The sequence below is a fragment of the Streptomyces sp. SM11 genome (assembly GCF_002910905.1).
Lineage (GTDB): Bacteria > Actinomycetota > Actinomycetes > Streptomycetales > Streptomycetaceae > Streptomyces.
On record NZ_NEUE01000104.1, the window covers coordinates 18627 to 35431 of the forward strand.

A 16805-nucleotide genomic window follows, 5' to 3' on the forward strand; every position below is an offset into this window, starting at 1 on the left:
ATTCACCGCTCTCCGGACGGACGCTTCTTGACGCGCCGTCTCATCGTCTTCCATCTCACCCCGGGCTTCCTCATGGCCAGGGCCGCCTTCGCGGCGGGGTCCTCCCGTGCGAAGGCGATCATCAGCCCGACCGCGAACATCGTCGGCAGCAGGGCCGATCTCCCGTAGGAGAACAGCGGGAGCGGAACCCCGGCGATCGGCAACAGGCCGAGCACCGCACCGATGTTGATCACGGCCTGGGCCGTGATCCACGTGGTCACGCCTCCTGCGGCATACCTCACGAAGGGGTCCTCCGTGCGTCCGGCCACGCGGATACCCGCATAGCCTAGAGCCGCGAACAGGGCGAGCACGGACAGCGTCCCCGCCAGACCCAGTTCCTCACCGGTGATCGCGAAGATGAAGTCGGTGTGGGGTTCCGGGAGTTGGCCCCATTTTTCCACACTCGCCCCCAGTCCGGAACCGAACCATCCACCGGACGCCAGAGCGTAGATTCCGTGTGCGGCCTGCCAGCAGCCGCCCTCCGGATCGGGTTCGCTCACTCCCATGCAGGCGAGCCGGGACATCCGGTTGGGGCTGGTCCTGATCAGGAGGAACGCGATGACGGCGGCGAAGCCGAGGACGCCGACGAACAGCCGGGTGGGGGCGCCGGCCAGCCAGAGCAGACCGAACAGGATCGCCGTGAGAATGATCGCGGTCCCCATGTCGGCGCCGAGCATGATCAGTCCGAGCAGCATGAAGGCGACCGGGACGAGCGGCACGAGCATGTGCTTCCACTGTGACAGCAACCGCTTGTCCTGCTTGCGGGCGAGCAGGTCCGCTCCCCACAGGACGAGGGCCAGCTTGCCGAACTCGCTGGGCTGGAGCTGGAACGGGCCGCCCAGGTAGATCCAGTTCTGGTTGCCGTTGACCGACTTCCCTATCCCCGGCACCTGGACCAGGACCATCAGGAAGGCGGTGACCGCCAGTATCGGGTAGGCCAGCGCCCGGTGGAGTTTCACGGGCATCCGGGCGGCGATCAGCATCAGAGCGCCCCCGACGACGGCGGCGAGGAACTGCTTGCCGAAGAAGTACGTCGGGGGCTTGCTGATGTCCAGCGCCTTGATCATCGAGGCGGAGTAGACCATCACCAGGCCCAGCACGGTGATCAGGAGGCTGGAGCCGAGGATCACGTAGTAGGCGGTCAGTGGCCGGTCCCAGGCCCGCCTTGCCCGCTCGTAGGTCCGGCGCGGTCCGCCGCCGCGGCCGGTGCGCGGGGTGCGGGAGCCCGAGCCGCCGCGTCCGGAGCCGCGGGGCGTCTCGGGACGCCGGATGCCGGTGGCGAGGCGCCCACGCAGAGCGAGCCCGGGGGGCAGTGGTACTCCGGAGGGTGCGGGCGCCGCGGCGAGGAGGCGGGGAACCGAGGCCCGTGCGCGGTCCCGCCGTACGGCGCATCTCTCGTCGGCCGGCATTGTCGCTGTCCCCTCCACTGCTCGTGCCCGGGGCCCGTGACCCCGGGCGCGGAGGCGCGGTCGGTCAGGCGCTCTCGTCGGCGCGCGCGCGGACCGCGTCCGCGAACGCCTCGCCCCGCTTGTTGTAGTTGGTGAACATGTCCATCGAGGCACAGGCCGGGGCCAGCAGTACCGTATCGCCCGGCCGGGCGAGCGCGGCCGCCCGCGCGACCGCTTCGGACATCGCCCCAGTGTCGGTCCGGTCGAGGTCGACCACCGGGACTTCGGGGGCGTGTCGCGTCAGGGCTTCGTGGATCAGCTCCCGGTCGGCACCCATCAGTACGACGCCGCGCAGCCGCTTCGCCGCACCGGTGACCAGCTCGTCGAAGGTGGCGCCCTTGGCGAGTCCGCCCGCGATCCAGACGATGGAGTCGTAGGCGGCGAGGGAGGCCTCGGTGGCGTGGGTGTTGGTGGCCTTGGAGTCGTCGACGTAGGCGACCTCGTCGATGTCCGCGACGTGTTCGATGCGGTGGGCGTCCGGCCGGAAGGCCCGCAGTCCGTCGCGTACGGCGGCCGGTTCGACGCCGAAGGCACGGGCGAGGGCGGCGGCGGCGAGGGCGTTGGCGATGTTGTGCGGGGCCGGCGGGTTGACGTCGGTGACCTCGGCCAGCTCCTGGGCCTGCTTCTGACGGTTGGCGACGAACGCCCGGTCGACGAGGATGCCGTCGACCACGCCGAGCTGCGAGGGGCCGGGGGCGCCGAGGGTGAAGCCGATGGCCCGGCAGCCCTCCTCGACGTCGGCCTCGCGGACCAGGTCCTCGGTGGCCGGGTCGGCGACGTTGTAGACGCAGGCGACCGTGTTGCCCTCGTAGACGCGGCCCTTGTCGGCGGCGTACGCCTCCATCGAGCCGTGCCAGTCGAGGTGGTCCGGCGCCAGGTTGAGGACGGCGGCGGAGTGGGCGCGCAGGGAGGGCGCCCAGTGCAGCTGGTAGCTGGAGAGTTCGACGGCGAGGACGTCGTACTCGGTCTCGCCGAGCACCGCGTCCAGCAGCGATACGCCGATGTTGCCGACGGCCGCGGTGCGCAGGCCCGCGGCTTCGAGGATCGAGGCGAGCATCCGTACGGTCGTGGTCTTGCCGTTGGTGCCGGTGACCGCGAGCCAGGGGGCCGGCTCCCGGCCACCCGCGCCACGCAGTCGCCAGGCCAGTTCGACGTCGCCCCAGACGGGGACGCCCGCCTCGGCGGCAGCCAGGAAGAGCGGTTTGTCCGGCTGCCAGCCGGGGGCGGTGACGACGAGTTCCGTGGACGGCGGCAGGGTGGCGCCGTCGCCGAGACGCACCGTGATGCCGTACGCCTCCAGTTCGGCCGCCTGAGCGCGGGCACGGGCGTCGTCGCCGTCGTTGACCACGGTGACGAGCGCGCCGCGCTCGTGCAGGGCGCGGGCGGCGGGGACACCGCTGACGCCGAGCCCGGCGACGGTGACGTGCTTGCCCTGCCAGTCCACGGTGCTGCTCACTTCTTGGCTGCCCATCCCGCGTAGAAGAGGCCGAGGCCGACGATCACGCACATGCCCTGGATGATCCAGAAGCGGACCACGACAAGGACTTCGGACCACCCCTTGAGTTCGAAGTGGTGCTGGAGCGGCGCCATCCGGAAGACCCGCTTGCCGGTCATCTTGAACGAACCGACCTGGATGACCACGGACATGGTGATCATCACGAAGAGGCCGCCGAGGACGGCCATCAGGAGCTCGGTGCGGGAGAGGATCGCGAGGCCCGCGATCGCGCCGCCGAGGGCGAGCGAGCCGGTGTCGCCCATGAAGATCTTGGCGGGCGAGGTGTTCCACCACAGGAAGCCGAAACAGGCCCCCATCAGGGCGGAGGCGACGACGGCGAGGTCGAGCGGGTCGCGTACCTCGAAACAGGCGCTGGGGTTGGTCAGGTTGGCCGCGTTGGCGCAGGACTCCTGGAACTGCCAGAGGCCGATGAAGGTGTAGGCGCCGAAGACCATCACCGAGGCGCCGGTGGCCAGCCCGTCGAGGCCGTCCGTGAGGTTCACGCCGTTGGACATGGCGAGGATCATGAACAGCGCCCAGACGCAGAACAGCACCGGGCCGATCGACCAGCCGAAGTCCTCGACGAACGAGAGCCGGTCGGAGGCCGGGGTGTAGTCCATGGAGTTGGGGAACTGGAGCGAGAGCACCGCGAAGGCGATGCCGACGATCAGCTGTCCGGCCATCTTGGCCTTGGCCCGCAGACCGAGCGAACGCTGCTTGACGATCTTGATGTAGTCGTCGAGGAAGCCGACGAGCCCCATCCCGGCCATGAGGAACAGCACGAGGACGCCGGAGTAGCGGATGTCCTCACCCGTGAGGACCTTCGCGAGGAGGTACGCGATGATCGTCGCCAGGATGAAGGCGATGCCGCCCATCGTGGGCGTGCCCTTCTTGCTGCCGTGCGTGCGCGGGCCGTCGTCCCGGATGAACTGCCCGTATCCCTTGCGGGCCAGCAGCTTGATCAGCAGCGGAGTTCCGACCAGGGTCAGAAAGAGCCCGATGGCCCCCGCGAAGAGGATCTGCCTCATCGGCCGGCGACCTCGCCCTCGGTCGAGTTCTCCAGCAGTGCCTGGGCGGCCTTCTCCAGGCCGACCGACCGGGACGCCTTCACCAGCACGACGTCTCCCGGGCGCAGTTCACTGCGCAACAGGTCGACGGCCGCCTGTGCGTCGGACACGTGCACCGACTCCTCACCCCACGAACCCTCGTTATATGCGCCCAGTTGCAGCCAGGAGGCTTCTCTTCCCCCGACAGCGACGAGCTTGCTGACGTTGAGCCGGACGGCGAGCCGTCCGACCGCGTCGTGTTCGGCGAGCGACGCGTCACCGAGCTCGGCCATCTGACCGAGCACCGCCCAGGTGCGCCCCCCGTCGGCCCTTCGGGCCCGGCCCATGGCAGCCAGCGCACGCAGTGCGGCTCTCATGGATTCGGGGTTCGCGTTGTAGGCGTCGTTGACGACCGTCACACCGTCCGGACGCTCGGTGACCTCCATGCGCCAGCGGGAGAGGGTGCCCGCCTCCGAGAGCGCCTCGGCGATCTCGGTCACGGACATGCCCAACTCATGGGCGACGGCGGCCGCGGCGAGCGCGTTCGACACGTGGTGCTCACCGTACAGGCGCATGGTCACGTCGCTGCACCCGGTGGGTGTGTGGAGCTCGAAGGAGGGCCGCCCGTCGGCGGTCATCCTGACCTTCTCGCCCCGTACGTCCGCTTCCGCGGCTTCTCCGAAGAGCAGGACGCGGGCCTGGGTGCGCGAGACCATGGCGCGGACGAGCGGGTCGTCCGCGTTGAGCACGGCGCAGCCGTCCTCGGGCAGGACCTCGACCAGCTCGCCCTTGGCCTGGGCGATGGCCTCCCGGCTGCCGAACTCGCCGAGGTGGGCGGATCCGACGTTGAGGACGAGGCCGATGCGGGGCGGCGTGAGGTCGGCCAGGTAGTGGATGTGGCCAACACCGCGGGCGCCCATCTCCAGGACCAGGTGCTCGGTCTCGGCGGTGGCGGTGAGGGCGGTGACCGGCAGGCCGATCTCGTTGTTGAGGGAGCCGGGCGTCCAGACGGTCGGGCCCTTGCGCTGGAGGAGCTGTGCGATGAGGTCCTTGGTGGACGTCTTGCCCGCGGATCCGGTGAGGCCGACGACGGTGGTGCCGAGGCGTTCCACGACGGCACGGGCGAGGGCTCCGAGCGCGCCGACGACATCGTCCACGACGATCGCCGGAACGCCGACGGGACGGGCCGCCAGCACGGCCGCCGCACCCGCTTCGACGGCGCGCCGGGCGTAGTCGTGGCCGTCGACCCGTTCACCGGCGAACGCGGCGAACAGGCTGCCCGGCGCGACCTCGCGGGAGTCGATGACGACGGATCCGGTCACGGTGACGGCCGGATCCGGTATGTCGTACGACTGCCCGCCGACGATTTCGGCGATCTCGGCGAGGGAAAGGGTGATCACTTGGTCATCCCTGACTGTTGTTCTCGAGGTGAGGAGCACGGTCCCCGGCGCCGGGGCGCGTCAGGGACCGCTCGATGGCTGCGTGCAGGACCTTGCGGTCGTCGAAGGCGCGTACCACTCCGTGGATGTCCTGGCCCTGTTCGTGCCCCTTGCCCGCCACGAGGACGGTGTCGCCCGGTTCGGCTCGGGCGACCGCCGCGGCGATGGCGGAAGCGCGGTCGGCGTCGACCAGCACGTCGCCGCGCTCGTGGACGGGGACTTCGGCGGCGCCGGAGAGCATCGCGGCGAGGATCGCGAGGGGGTCCTCGGAGCGGGGGTTGTCCGAGGTCAGTACGGCGGTGTCGGCGAGCCGGGCCGCCGCGGCGCCCATCGGGCCGCGCTTGGTGGTGTCGCGGTCTCCGCCGCAGCCGAGAACGATGTGCACCTGGCCCTCGGTGACCTTGCGCAGGGAGCGCAGTACGGACTCGACGGCGTCGGTCTTGTGCGCGTAGTCGACGACGGCGAGGTAGGGCTGTCCGGCGTCCACCCGCTCCAGCCGGCCGGGGACTCCGGGGACGGCGGCGATGCCGTCGGCGGCGATCTGCGGGTCGACGCCCGCGACGGCCAGCGTGACGATCGCGGCGAGGGTGTTGGCGACGTTGAACGGGCCGGGCAGCGGGGCGCGGGCGGTGATCCGCTCGCCCTTGGGACCGACGGCGGTGAAGGTGCTGTCCTGCGGTCCGACCTCGACGTCCTCGGCGTGCCAGTCGGCGTCCGGGTGGCCCTCGGCGGAGAAGCTGGTGACCGGCACACCGGACTCGGTCAGGAGCCTGCGGCCGTACTCGTCGTCGAAGTTCACGACGCCGCGGTGGCTGCGTTCGGGGGTGAACAGCCGGGCCTTGGCCTGGAAGTAGTCCTCCATGCCGGAGTGGAACTCCATGTGCTCCGGGCTGAGGTTGTTGAAGACGGCGACGTCGAAGACGCAGCCGTCGACCCGGCCGAGCACCAGGGCGTGGCTGGAGACCTCCATCGCGACGGCCTCGACGCCGCGTTCGCGCATGACGGCGAACAGGGCCTGGAGGTCGGTGGCTTCGGGGGTGGTGCGCTCGGACTTGATGCGCTCGTCGCCGATCCGCATCTCGACGGTGCCGATCAGCCCGGTGGGGCGTCCGGCGGCGCGCAGTCCGCCCTCGACGAGGTACGCGGTGGTGGTCTTGCCGGAGGTTCCGGTGATGCCGAGCTGGAGGAGGCCGATGCCGGGCCGCCCGTAGATGTCGGCGGCCAGCTCGCCCATCACGGCACGCGGGTCCTCGGTGACCAGGACCGGCAGGCCGGTGGCGGCGGCGCGTTCGGCGCCGGCGTGGTCGGTGAGGACGGCTGCGGCGCCGAGGCCCGCGGCCTGGGCCGCGAAGTCGGCGCCGTGGAGGCGGGCGCCGGGCAGGGCCGCGTACACGTCGCCGGGGCGCACGGCCCGCGAGTCGTGCGTGATGCCGGTGATCTCACCGGCCCCGGCCGTTTCGACGCCGAGCCGGCCGGCCAGCTCGCCGAGAGGGGTGGGCCGGAGCCGGTCCGGTCGGGGCGCTCCCGGGTAGGTCACAGGCGCGTCCTTCTGAGAGGTTTGGGACTGATCAGCGTGGGGCACGGCGGTGAGCGTACCGGGCCGGTGCGGCGTCTCGCGAAGCGAGGGACCCCGGTTGTGGCGGTTCTCGTTCCGGTTCCCGGGATCGGGGGTGATGGTTGTCACTGAGGGTTCCCTTGGAGGAGATGCTCGCGCATCCCCGTGTTCACTCGCCGGGCTTGAAGGACACCGGCAGCCGGGGTGGCTCGCTGCCGGACGGTGGGGTCTGGAGCGTCTTGAGCGCGAACTCCATGACCTGCTTGTAGATCGGGCCGCAGATCTGGCCGCCGAAGTAACTGCCCTTGGTGGGGTTCTGGATCGCGCAGTAGACGGTGACCTGCGGCTTGTCGGCTGGGGCGAAGCCCGCGAAGGAGGCGGTGTAGCCCTTGTAGACACCGCGGTCGGGGTCGACCCGGTTGGCGGTGCCGGTCTTGCCCGCGACCCGGTAGCCGGGGATGGCGGCCTTGGTGCCGGTCCCTTCGCGGTCGTCGACGACGGACTCCAGCATCGTCGCCAGGGTCTTGGCCGTCTTCTCGCTGACCACCCGGCTCTCCTCGGGGGCCTCGGCGGCTTCGAAGCGCCCGTCGGAGCCCTTGGTGCCCCGGACGAGGGTGGGGGCGATCCGTACGCCTCCGTTGGCGATGGTGGAGTAGACCGAGGCGGCCTGGACGGCGTTGAGCGAGAGGCCCTGGCCGAAGGGGATCGTGTACTGCTGCGAGGTCGACCAGTCCTTCGGGTGGGCCAGCAGGCCCGGCGACTCCCCGGGGTAGTCGAGCCCGGTCCTGGAGCCGAGGCCGAACTTGCGCAGGTAGGAGTAGAGGACCTGGTTGGACTCCGCCTGGGTCTTGCCGAGCTGACCGGTCGCCAGGATGGTGCCGATGTTGCTGGACTTGGCGAGGACCCCGTTGAGCGTGAGGTACCAGGTGGGGTGGTCGACGTCGTCCTTGAAGAGCCGGTCGCCGCGGTGCAGCCGGTTGGGGACGGTGACGTGAGTGCCGGGGGTCGCGGCCTTCTCCTCCAGTACGGCGGCCATGGACATGACCTTGCTGGTGGAGCCGGGCTCGTACACGTCCTGGAGGGCCGCGTTGCCGAGGGAGGCCGAGGTGGCCTGGGAGAGGTCGTTGGGGTCATAGCCGGGGGCGTTGGCCATGGCCAGCAGCTCCCCCGTCCTCGTGTTCTGCACGATGACGTAGCCGCGGTCGGCCTTGGACTTCGCGACCTGGTCGCTGATGGCCTTCTGGGCGGCCCACTGGATATCGCGGTCGATGGTCAGCTCGATGTCGGAGCCGGGCACGGCCGGGACCTCGGTGCTGCCGGCGGTGGGAACCCGCCGGCCGCCGGCCTGGGCGTAGCGGACCTTGCCGTCCTCGCCCGCGAGTTCCTTGTTCAGCTGCGATTCGAGGCCTCCGCCGCCCTTGCCGTCGTCGCTGACGAATCCCAGTATCCCGGCGGCGAGATCCCCGTTGGGGTAGACGCGCTTGGTGGTCGGCTCCTGGAGGACGCCGGCCAGGACGTTGGCTCCGGGGCCGCCCTTGAGCTTGTCCTCCGAGGCCTTCTCGGCGAAGACGGACTTGAGGTCCTTGATCTGCTTCCAGACCTGGGGGGTCTGCCGGTAGGCGAGGACGGTGTAGCGGCGCTTGGGCGTCGAGAGCTTCTTGACGAGCTCGTCGACGTCCTTGCCGAGGATCGGGGCGAGCAGGGCGGCGGCCTGCTGGGGCGCGTCGGGGGCCTTGCTGTCCTCGGGCGTGAACAGCTTCGGATCGGCCGTGATGTTGTGCGCGTCCACGCTGGTGGCGAGGGCGACGCCCTTGCGGTCGGTGATCTCGCCGCGCTCGGCGGCGACCGTGTACTCCCAGTAGCGGTTCTTCTCGGCCTTGGCCGCGTACGCGCTGGCGTCGACGGCCTGGACCTGGAGCAGGCGGGCCACGAAGGCCAGCATGACCAGCGTCAGCCCGAGGCTGACGAACCGCAGCCGGGGGCGCGGGCTACCGAGACGCAGGGAGCGCGGTGTGCCGCCGCGCGCGGTGGTGCGCCCCGGGGCGGGACGGGGGCGGCGGGCCGGTGGGCGCGCGCCGGAGCGGCCGGATCCGTTGGCCCCGTTACGGGGGCGGGCCGGTCCAGGTACGCGACGGCGCGGCGGTTCCTTGGGCGGCACTGCGTCACCTGCCGGGGCTCGTCGGGGGCGGGCTGTTCTCCGCCGCTGGGGCGGTCGCGGGTTCGGGCCCGGTCGCGGGTACGGATCCGGGGGGCGGCACGGAGCCGGAGGTTCCGGTCGGGGCCCCGGCGGCGAGGGCTTCGGGGTCCGGGGTGGCGTCGGCCGAGGCGCTGGGGCTCGGCGACGGCGGGGCGGTGGCCTCGGTGGGGACGCCGCGGACCGTGCCGTCGGGGTTCAGGAAGGCGGGGTTGCCGCCGGGGACCATGCCCAGTTCCCGGGCCCGGCGTTCCAGGGCGTCGGGCTGGGAGCGGCTGTCGACGTCGCGCTGGAGGGCCTGCTGCTCGTCGGTGAGCTCGGTGGTGTCCCGCTTCAGCTCGCTGAGCCTGAACGATCCTTCGTTGAGGGCGGAGTTCAGCAGGAGCAGGGTGATGAGCCCGCTGCCCAGGAGCAGCACCACCAGCAGGACGAAGGGGGTGCGGGCCGCGGTGCTGGGCCCCGTGGACGGCATCAGCCGGGCGAGCCGGGCGGCCCGCCCCTTCAGCGGTGCGGCCGGCTCGCTCACCGCACGGCTCCCTCGGGGGGTGTCGCCGGACGGCGCCCGGCCCCGGTGGTCATCGCTCCTCCTCGCGGATGCGCTGGGCGCCGCGCAGCCGGGCGGGGGCGGCACGCCGGTTCTCGGCGACCTCCTCCTCGGTGGGCAGCTCGGCGCCCCGGGTGAGCTGCTTCAGCCGGGGCTGGTAGCGCTCGGGGACGACGGGCAGTCCGGGGGGCGCGGTGTTGGCGGTGGCGGCCGCGAAGACCTGTTTGACCAGCCGGTCCTCCAGCGATTGGTAGGACAGCACCGCGATGCGGCCGCCGACGGCGAGGCACTGGACGGCGGCCGGGATGGCCCGCTCCAGGACGCTCAGCTCGCCGTTGACCTCGATGCGCAGGGCCTGGAAGGTCCGCTTGGCGGGGTTGCCACCGGTGCGCTTGGCGGCCTGCGGCAGCGCGTCACGGATCAGCTCGACGAGCCGGGCGCTGTTGCTGAACGGCTCCTTCTCGCGCTCGCGCACGACGGCGGAGACGATCCGCTTGGCCTGCTTCTCCTCGCCGTACGCGCGCAGGATCCGGACCAGTTCGCCGGGCGGGTAGGTGTTGAGCACCTCGGCGGCGCCCATGCCGGTGCTCTGGTCCATGCGCATGTCGAGCGGGGCGTCCTGGGCGTACGCGAACCCGCGGTCGGCCTCGTCGAGCTGCATGGAGGAGACGCCGAGGTCGAACAGGACGCCCTGGACCTTCGGGATCCCGAGCCGTTCGAGGACCTCGGGGAGCTCGTCGTAGACCGCGTGGACGAGGGTGGCCCGGTCACCGTAGGAGGCGAGCCGTTCGCCGGAGAGGCGGAGCGCCTCCTTGTCACGGTCCAGGGCGATCAGCCGGGCGGTGGGGAAGGAGGCGAGCAGCGCCTCGCTGTGACCGCCGAGACCGAGGGTGCAGTCGACGACCACGGGCTCCGGGTGGGCCGGGTCCTGGAGAGCCGGGGCCAACAGGTCCAAACACCTCTGGAGCATCACCGGAACGTGTCGGGTCTGGCTCAATGCGCCCTCTCAGGCTCTGTCCCGCGCGGCCGGCACGTACGTCCTGGTCCCCGCCCGCTCCGAAGGGGAGGTCCGCCGGCGCCGGGGAAGAGGCGTCGGCCGACCGAGAGCGGGAGAGGGCCGGGTCGCACGTACGCCGCACATCACGGGGGAAATACGGAATATGCAGGGGGTGCGATGGGGCAGCGGGTCGGGTACGGGGCGGGTGGTGACTTCGCGTTACTTTAGTCCACCCTGCCAGTCGATCGATGCGCGATCAACTGAACCGCGCAGCGCGTCGCTCCACCCGTACGGATGCGGCGAACTCACTCGAACAGACGCATCCCCGGGCCTTGTGGGTTAGCTCACAACAAGTCGCGTTGATGTTCTTTGTCCGCTCTCACAGCACGCCCGGACCAGGTGGGAAGGCTAACGTCATATCCATGTCGACTTCCGCTCGCCCCTCCGCCAAGTCCGTGACGTCCCCCGCCGCAACGGCCCACGAGGGGGGCCAGGTCACCGACCGGCTCGTCGCACTGAACGCCGGGTACGCGAAGGAGTTCAGCGATCCGGGCATGGACGCGCGCCCGGTCCTCCAGGTCGCCGTGGTCGCCTGCATGGACGCCCGGCTCGACCTGCACGCCGCGCTCGGTCTGGAGCTCGGCGACTGCCACACCATCCGCAACGCGGGCGGCGTGGTCACCGACGACGTGATCCGCTCGCTGACCATCAGCCAGCGGGCACTCGGCACCCGCAGCGTGGTCCTCATCCACCACACCAACTGCGGCCTGGAGTCCCTCACCGAGGACTTCCGGCAGGAGCTGGAGCGCGAGGTGGGCCAGCGTCCGGTCTGGGCCGTGGAGGCCTACTCGGACGCCGACCAGGACGTACGCCAGTCGATGCAGCGGGTGCGCACCTCGCCGTTCCTGCTGCACACCGACGACGTTCGCGGGTTCGTCTTCGACGTGACCACCGGCCTGCTGCGCGAGATCCACTCCGTTTCCTGAACGCATCCCCTCTCGCTGCACGGCCCTCTGCCGCACCTCACGCACCCAACACCGTGCCCCACGGCGCCGAAATCGTGACAGAAGCTGACTTTCCGCACCCACTTATCCACAGGCGAGTGACACGAAGCAGTAGCGGCAACAAGAATGCGGGTGTGACGTCCCCCGGGCCTTCCGGAGGAGTGTCCGATTTTTCGGGGTGGGCCGCGCGGGTACGTGCGACGGCCCCTGCGCAGAAGGGCCGAGGAGGGCCGGGTGACGACCTATGACGATCGAGCGAGCCTCACGGATCTGACCACCACAGCAGAGCGGGTGCGCAGGTCGGTGGAGGGGGTGATCGAGGGCAAGCCCGAGGTCGTACGGCTGTCGCTGACCGTGCTCCTCGCCGAGGGGCATCTCCTCATCGAGGACGTTCCCGGTGTCGGCAAGACCATGCTGGCCAAGGCGCTGGCGCGGTCCATCGACTGTTCGGTGCGGCGGATCCAGTTCACACCGGACCTGCTGCCCTCGGACATCACCGGCGTGTCGATCTTCGACCAGCAGCGGCGGGACTTCGAGTTCAAACCGGGTGCGATCTTCGCCCAGATCGTGATCGGCGACGAGATCAACCGTGCCTCGCCCAAGACGCAGTCCGCGCTGCTGGAGTCGATGGAGGAGCGCCAGGTCACCATCGACGGGCACACCTACGAGCTGCCCGACCCGTTCATGGTGGTGGCCACCCAGAACCCGGTCGAGATGGAGGGCACCTACCCACTGCCCGAGGCCCAGCGCGACCGCTTCATGGCCCGGGTCTCCATCGGCTACCCCAGCCCGGAGGCCGAGCTCCAGATGCTCGACGTGCACGGGGGGCTCTCCCCGCTGGACGACCTGCAGCCGGTGGCCCACGCCCACGACATCGTGAAGCTGATCGACGCCGTCCGCACGGTGCATGTCGCCGACGCCGTGCGGCGCTACGCCGTGGAGCTCGTCGGGGCCACCCGCGGCCACCCCGACCTCCGACTCGGCGCCTCCCCGCGCGCGACGCTGCACCTGCTGCGCGCCGCGAAGGCGTCGGCCGCGCTCAGCGGGCGCGACTACGCCCTGCCGGACGATGTCCAGGCGCTGGCCACACCGGTGCTCGCGCACCGGCTGCTGCCCACCGCCCAGGCCCAGCTGAACCGCCGCACGGCGGAGCAGGTGGTCCTGGAGATCATCCAGCGCACCCCCGTGCCGACCTCCGCCGGCGGCACCGCGCCTCCCATGCCGGGCGGGCAGGAGCCGGGCCGCCCGCTGTACCACCAGCAGCACGGCGCACGGCGGCTGTGATGGCGGCCGGCGAGCCCGGCGCCGTGGAGGACGGCGACAGGAAGGGCGGCGCCCGGGCGGCCCTGGGCGGACTGACCACCCGGGGACGCTCGTTCCTGGCCGCCGGGCTGGCCGCCGCCGTCTGCGCGTACATCCTGGGCCAGAGCGACCTGCTGCGGGTCGGACTGCTGCTGGCCGTGCTGCCCCTGGTCTGCGTGACCGTGCTCTACCGCACCCGCTACCGGGTGACGGGCACCCGGCGGCTCTCGCCGTCCCGGGTACCCGCGGGCGCGGAGGCCCGGGTTCACCTGCGGATGGAGAACGTCTCTCGGCTGCCCACCGGACTGCTGATGCTCCAGGACCGCGTTCCGTACGTCCTCGGCCCGCGCCCCCGCTTCGTCCTGAACCGGGTGGAGGCCGACGGCCGCCGCGAGGTGTCCTACCGGGTCCGCTCCGACCTGCGCGGCCGCTATCCGCTGGGCCCGTTGCAGCTGCGGCTCAGCGACCCGTTCGGGATGTGCGAGCTGACCCGCTCCTTCAGCACGTACGACACCCTCGTCGTCATCCCGCGCACGGTTCCGCTGCCCGCGCTGCGGCTGGCGGGCGAGGCCTCCGGATACGGCGACGGGCGGCAGCGATCGCTCGCCCTCGCCGGTGAGGACGACATCATTCCGCGCGGCTACCGGCACGGGGACGACCTGCGCCGGGTCCACTGGCGATCCACCGCGCGCCACGGGGAGCTGATGGTGCGCCGTGAGGAACAGCCGCAGCGCGCCAGGTGCACGGTCCTGCTGGACACCCGGCAGATCGGCTACCAGGGCGCGGGGCCCGACTCGGCGTTCGAGTGGGCGGTCTCGGGGGCGGCCTCCGCGCTCGTGCACATGCTGGGGCGCGGCTTCGCCGTACGGCTGCTCACCGACGACGGGAACGCGGTGCCCGGCGAGGGATCCGGCGGATTCGCCGGCTCGACCCAGGAGTCCGCGGACGCCGCGGGGCTGATGCTCGACACGCTCGCGGTGGTCGGGCATTCCGACGGCGGGGGCCTCTCCCGCGCCCATGACGTGCTGCGCGGCGGCAACGAAGGGCTGCTCATCGCCTTCTTCGGCGATCTGGACGAGGAACAGGCCGCGGTCGCGGCCCGGATGCGGCAGCGCGCCGGTGCGGGCGTCGCCTTCGTCCTGGACAGCGCCGCCTGGGCCGGCGACGAGGCCGCGGCGGGACGGGCCGAGGAGCGGCTGCGCCGGCTGCGCGAGTCGGGCTGGATCGTGGTGCCCGTGGAGCCGGGGGCCGAACTGCCCGCCCTGTGGCAGCTGGCGGGCCGGATGCGCACGGATGGTTCCTCCGCCCCGAGCGGCGGCACGACAGGTTTCGCTGGGGGATGGTCATGAGCGGGCGGGCCAGGCTGGCGCTGTGCGCCTATGCGGCGACACTGCTGGCGGCGGGGGCGCTGATCCCGCTGGTGGAGGGGATCGGCTGGCTGATGCAGGCGGCGGTGCTGCTCGGCGTCCAGTGCGCGGTGGGCTCCCTCGCGCGCCGGGTGCCGCTGGCACGGACGCTGACCATCGCCGTCCAGACGCTGGTCACCCTGCTGCTGCTGACGCTGATGTTCGCCCGGGACCACGCCCTGTTCGGGGTGCTGCCCGGCCCGGCGGCCGTCATGCGGCTCGGCGAGCTGCTGGTGGCGGGCGGGGAGGACGTCGGCACGTACTCCACCCCGGCCCCGATGACCGACGGCATCAAGCTGATGGTGATCGGCGGGGTGGTTCTGATCGGTCTCGCGGTGGACGCCCTGGCGGTGACCTTCCGCAGCGCGGCCCCGGCCGGACTGCCGCTGCTCGCCCTGTATTCGGTCGCGGCCGGGCTCTCCGACGGCGGAGCGGGCTGGCTGTGGTTCCTGCTGGCCGCCTCCGGCTATCTGCTGCTCCTGCTGGCGGAGGGCCGGGACCGGCTCTCCCAGTGGGGCCGCGTCTTCGGCGGAGCCGCGCGGAACCCGGGCGGTCTGGCCGACGGGCCGGCCGGTGCGAGCGGCGGATCCTCCCCCGTCCGCACCGGGCGGCGGATCGGCGTGCTGGCGCTCGGCATCGCCCTGGTGGCCCCGCTGGCCCTGCCCGCCCTGGACAGCGGTCTGCTGGGCGGCAGCGGTCCGGGGAACGGCCGGGGCAGCGGTGGCGGCACCATCTCCGCGGTGAATCCGCTGGTATCTCTCCAGAACAACCTCAACCAGCCGGACAACCGGGAGGTGATGACGTACCGCAGCAACATCGAGGACCCGCAGAGCCTCTATCTCCGGATCCTGGCACTGGACGAGTTCAACGGCAGCGAGTGGCGTTCCTCCACCCGCCGGCTGACGGACGTTCCCGACCGTCTCCCGCAGCCCACCGGGCTGAGCGGGGACGTCGCCGTCACCGAGGTCCGGACGAACATCTCCGCCTCGGGCTCCTACCAGCAGACCTATCTGCCGCTCCCCTTCCCGGCGAGCGAGGTGCGCGTGGGCGGGCGTTGGCGGTACGAGCCCGAGGGCCGCACCCTGGTCGGCGACGACGGGCAGACCACGCGCGGCGCGCGGTACGAGGTCGGCAGCCTGGTCGTCGAACCCACGGCGGAGCAGCTCGCGTCCGCGGGTTCGCCGCCGGAGAAGCTGGTCCGCGAGTACACCCAGATCCCCGGCTCGCTGCCGGGCGTGGTCGCCAAGACCGCCGAGCAGGTCACCGAAGGCTCGTCCAACGTCTACGAGCAGGCCGTGAAGCTCCAGGACTGGTTCGCCTCCGACGGCGGCTTCACGTACGACACGACGGTCTCCTCGGGGACCGGGTCGTCCGCCATCGCACGGTTCCTCCGCGACAAGGAGGGCTTCTGCGTCCACTTCTCGTTCTCGATGGCCGCGATGGCCCGGACGCTGGGCATTCCGGCCCGGGTCGCGGTGGGTTTCACCCCGGGCACCTTGAAGTCGAACGGGGTGACGTCGGTCGGGCTGCGCGACGCACACGCCTGGCCCGAGCTGTACTTCGAGGGGGTCGGGTGGACCCGGTTCGAGCCCACCCCGAGCCGGGGCAGCGCTCCGTCGTACACCCGGCCCGAGGTCCCCACGGACAGCGCGAGCGACGCGGCCCAGCCCTCCGCGGACACCTCGGCCGCCCCGTCGGCCGCGCCTTCCGCCGATGACAGCTGCCCGCCGCAGTTGCGCCGGGAAGGCGCGTGCGGGCCTTCGCAGGAGCCGGGAGCAGCGCTGCCGACCGACGGGGGCACCCCGGCCGGGACGGTGCTGCTGGTGATCCTCGCGGCGGTCCTGGTGCTCGTGCTGCCGGTGTCACCGCTGCTGTGGCGGACCCGGACGAGAAACCGCCGACTGGGCTCCGGGGGCCGGACGCCCGCGGACGCCGCCACGCGGACGCTGGCTGCCTGGCGGGAGATCACCGATACGGCCTGGGACCACGGCATCGGGCCGGACGAGTCGCTGACGCCCCGGAAGGCGGCGGCCAGGATCGTGCGGCTGGGCCGGCTCGACACCACCGCGGCCGAGGCCGTGCACCGGATCGCGGGCTCGGTGGAGCAGGTGCTGTACGCCCCCGAGCCGCGCCCCCCGGCCGGACTGGCCGAGGACGCGTCGGCGGTACGGGCGGGTCTGCGGGCATCGGCAGACCGCGGCGCCCGGATGCGGGCAACGCTTCTGCCCCGCTCGGCCGTCCGGGTGGTGTGGGCCCTCACGGACCGTCGGACAGCGCTCGCGGAGCGCTGGGCAGCCCGGCCGGGAGCCGGTCGCTGGACGGCCCGCCTGCGCCGC

Annotated in this window: 12 protein-coding genes; 4 read left to right on the top strand and 8 right to left on the bottom strand. The window is 71.9% G+C overall.

Going from position 1 to position 16805, the window contains the following annotated elements; translation table 11 throughout:
• Window positions 1–2: 2 nt before the first annotated feature.
• The 8 genes from ftsW to rsmH form a co-directional block, all read right to left on the bottom strand.
• Window positions 3–1448 (bottom strand): putative lipid II flippase FtsW, encoded by a 1446-nt coding sequence (gene ftsW, locus B9S58_RS07105; RefSeq protein ID WP_181009215.1) that lies wholly within the window; start codon window positions 1446–1448, stop codon window positions 3–5.
• A gap of 64 nt (window positions 1449–1512) precedes the next feature.
• Window positions 1513–2958: a UDP-N-acetylmuramoyl-L-alanine--D-glutamate ligase gene (gene murD / locus B9S58_RS07110; protein WP_103531272.1), complete on the bottom strand. Its 1446-nt coding sequence runs from the start codon at window positions 2956–2958 to the stop codon at window positions 1513–1515.
• Window positions 2940–4010, bottom strand: coding sequence for a phospho-N-acetylmuramoyl-pentapeptide-transferase (gene mraY / locus B9S58_RS07115; protein WP_103531273.1), 1071 nt, complete (start codon window positions 4008–4010; stop codon window positions 2940–2942). Before mraY ends, murD begins: the two co-directional genes overlap by 19 nt.
• Window positions 4007–5428, bottom strand: a complete 1422-nt coding sequence (gene murF, locus B9S58_RS07120) for a UDP-N-acetylmuramoyl-tripeptide--D-alanyl-D-alanine ligase (RefSeq protein WP_103531274.1) — start codon at window positions 5426–5428, stop codon at window positions 4007–4009. The genes mraY and murF overlap by 4 nt, the downstream gene beginning before the upstream one ends.
• Before the next feature lie 4 nt (window positions 5429–5432).
• A complete protein-coding gene (locus B9S58_RS07125) occupies window positions 5433–7151 on the bottom strand; it encodes a UDP-N-acetylmuramoyl-L-alanyl-D-glutamate--2,6-diaminopimelate ligase (protein WP_103531275.1) in 1719 nt (572 codons plus the stop codon).
• Between the two features lie 40 nt (window positions 7152–7191).
• A complete protein-coding gene (locus B9S58_RS07130) occupies window positions 7192–9180 on the bottom strand; it encodes a penicillin-binding protein 2 (RefSeq protein WP_103531276.1) in 1989 nt (662 codons plus the stop codon).
• A 4-nt stretch (window positions 9181–9184) separates the two neighbouring features.
• On the bottom strand, window positions 9185–9742 hold the full coding sequence (locus tag B9S58_RS07135; RefSeq protein WP_103531277.1) for a septum formation initiator family protein: 558 nt from the start codon (window positions 9740–9742) through the stop codon (window positions 9185–9187).
• A 49-nt stretch (window positions 9743–9791) separates the two neighbouring features.
• On the bottom strand, window positions 9792–10757 hold the full coding sequence (gene rsmH / locus B9S58_RS07140; RefSeq protein WP_103531278.1) for a 16S rRNA (cytosine(1402)-N(4))-methyltransferase RsmH: 966 nt from the start codon (window positions 10755–10757) through the stop codon (window positions 9792–9794).
• 422 nt (window positions 10758–11179) lie between these two features.
• Between rsmH and B9S58_RS07145 the strand changes: the two genes are divergently transcribed.
• From B9S58_RS07145 to B9S58_RS07160, 4 genes are all read left to right on the top strand, one after another.
• Window positions 11180–11743, top strand: coding sequence for a carbonic anhydrase (locus B9S58_RS07145; protein WP_103531279.1), 564 nt, complete (start codon window positions 11180–11182; stop codon window positions 11741–11743).
• A gap of 252 nt (window positions 11744–11995) precedes the next feature.
• Complete coding sequence (locus B9S58_RS07150; protein WP_103531280.1) at window positions 11996–13045, top strand: MoxR family ATPase; 1050 nt, start codon at window positions 11996–11998, stop codon at window positions 13043–13045.
• Window positions 13045–14412, top strand: a complete 1368-nt coding sequence (locus tag B9S58_RS07155; protein WP_103531281.1) for a DUF58 domain-containing protein — start codon at window positions 13045–13047, stop codon at window positions 14410–14412. The genes B9S58_RS07150 and B9S58_RS07155 overlap by 1 nt, the downstream gene beginning before the upstream one ends.
• On the top strand, window positions 14409–16805 hold a 2397-nt coding region (locus B9S58_RS07160; protein WP_103531283.1), incomplete at its 3' end, for a DUF3488 and transglutaminase-like domain-containing protein. The genes B9S58_RS07155 and B9S58_RS07160, both read left to right, overlap by 4 nt.

What these genes read in the sequence shown, in the direction of transcription:
- mraY (WP_103531273.1), bottom strand. Translation starts at nt 4,010, where the DNA reads ATGAGGCAGATCCTCTTCGCGGGGGCCATCGGGCTCTTTCTGACCCTG.
- B9S58_RS07145 (WP_103531279.1), top strand. Translation starts at nt 11,180, where the DNA reads ATGTCGACTTCCGCTCGCCCCTCCGCCAAGTCCGTGACGTCCCCCGCC.
- murD (WP_103531272.1), bottom strand. Translation starts at nt 2,958, where the DNA reads ATGGGCAGCCAAGAAGTGAGCAGCACCGTGGACTGGCAGGGCAAGCAC.
- ftsW (WP_181009215.1), bottom strand. Translation starts at nt 1,448, where the DNA reads ATGCCGGCCGACGAGAGATGCGCCGTACGGCGGGACCGCGCACGGGCC.
- B9S58_RS07155 (WP_103531281.1), top strand. Translation starts at nt 13,045, where the DNA reads ATGGCGGCCGGCGAGCCCGGCGCCGTGGAGGACGGCGACAGGAAGGGC.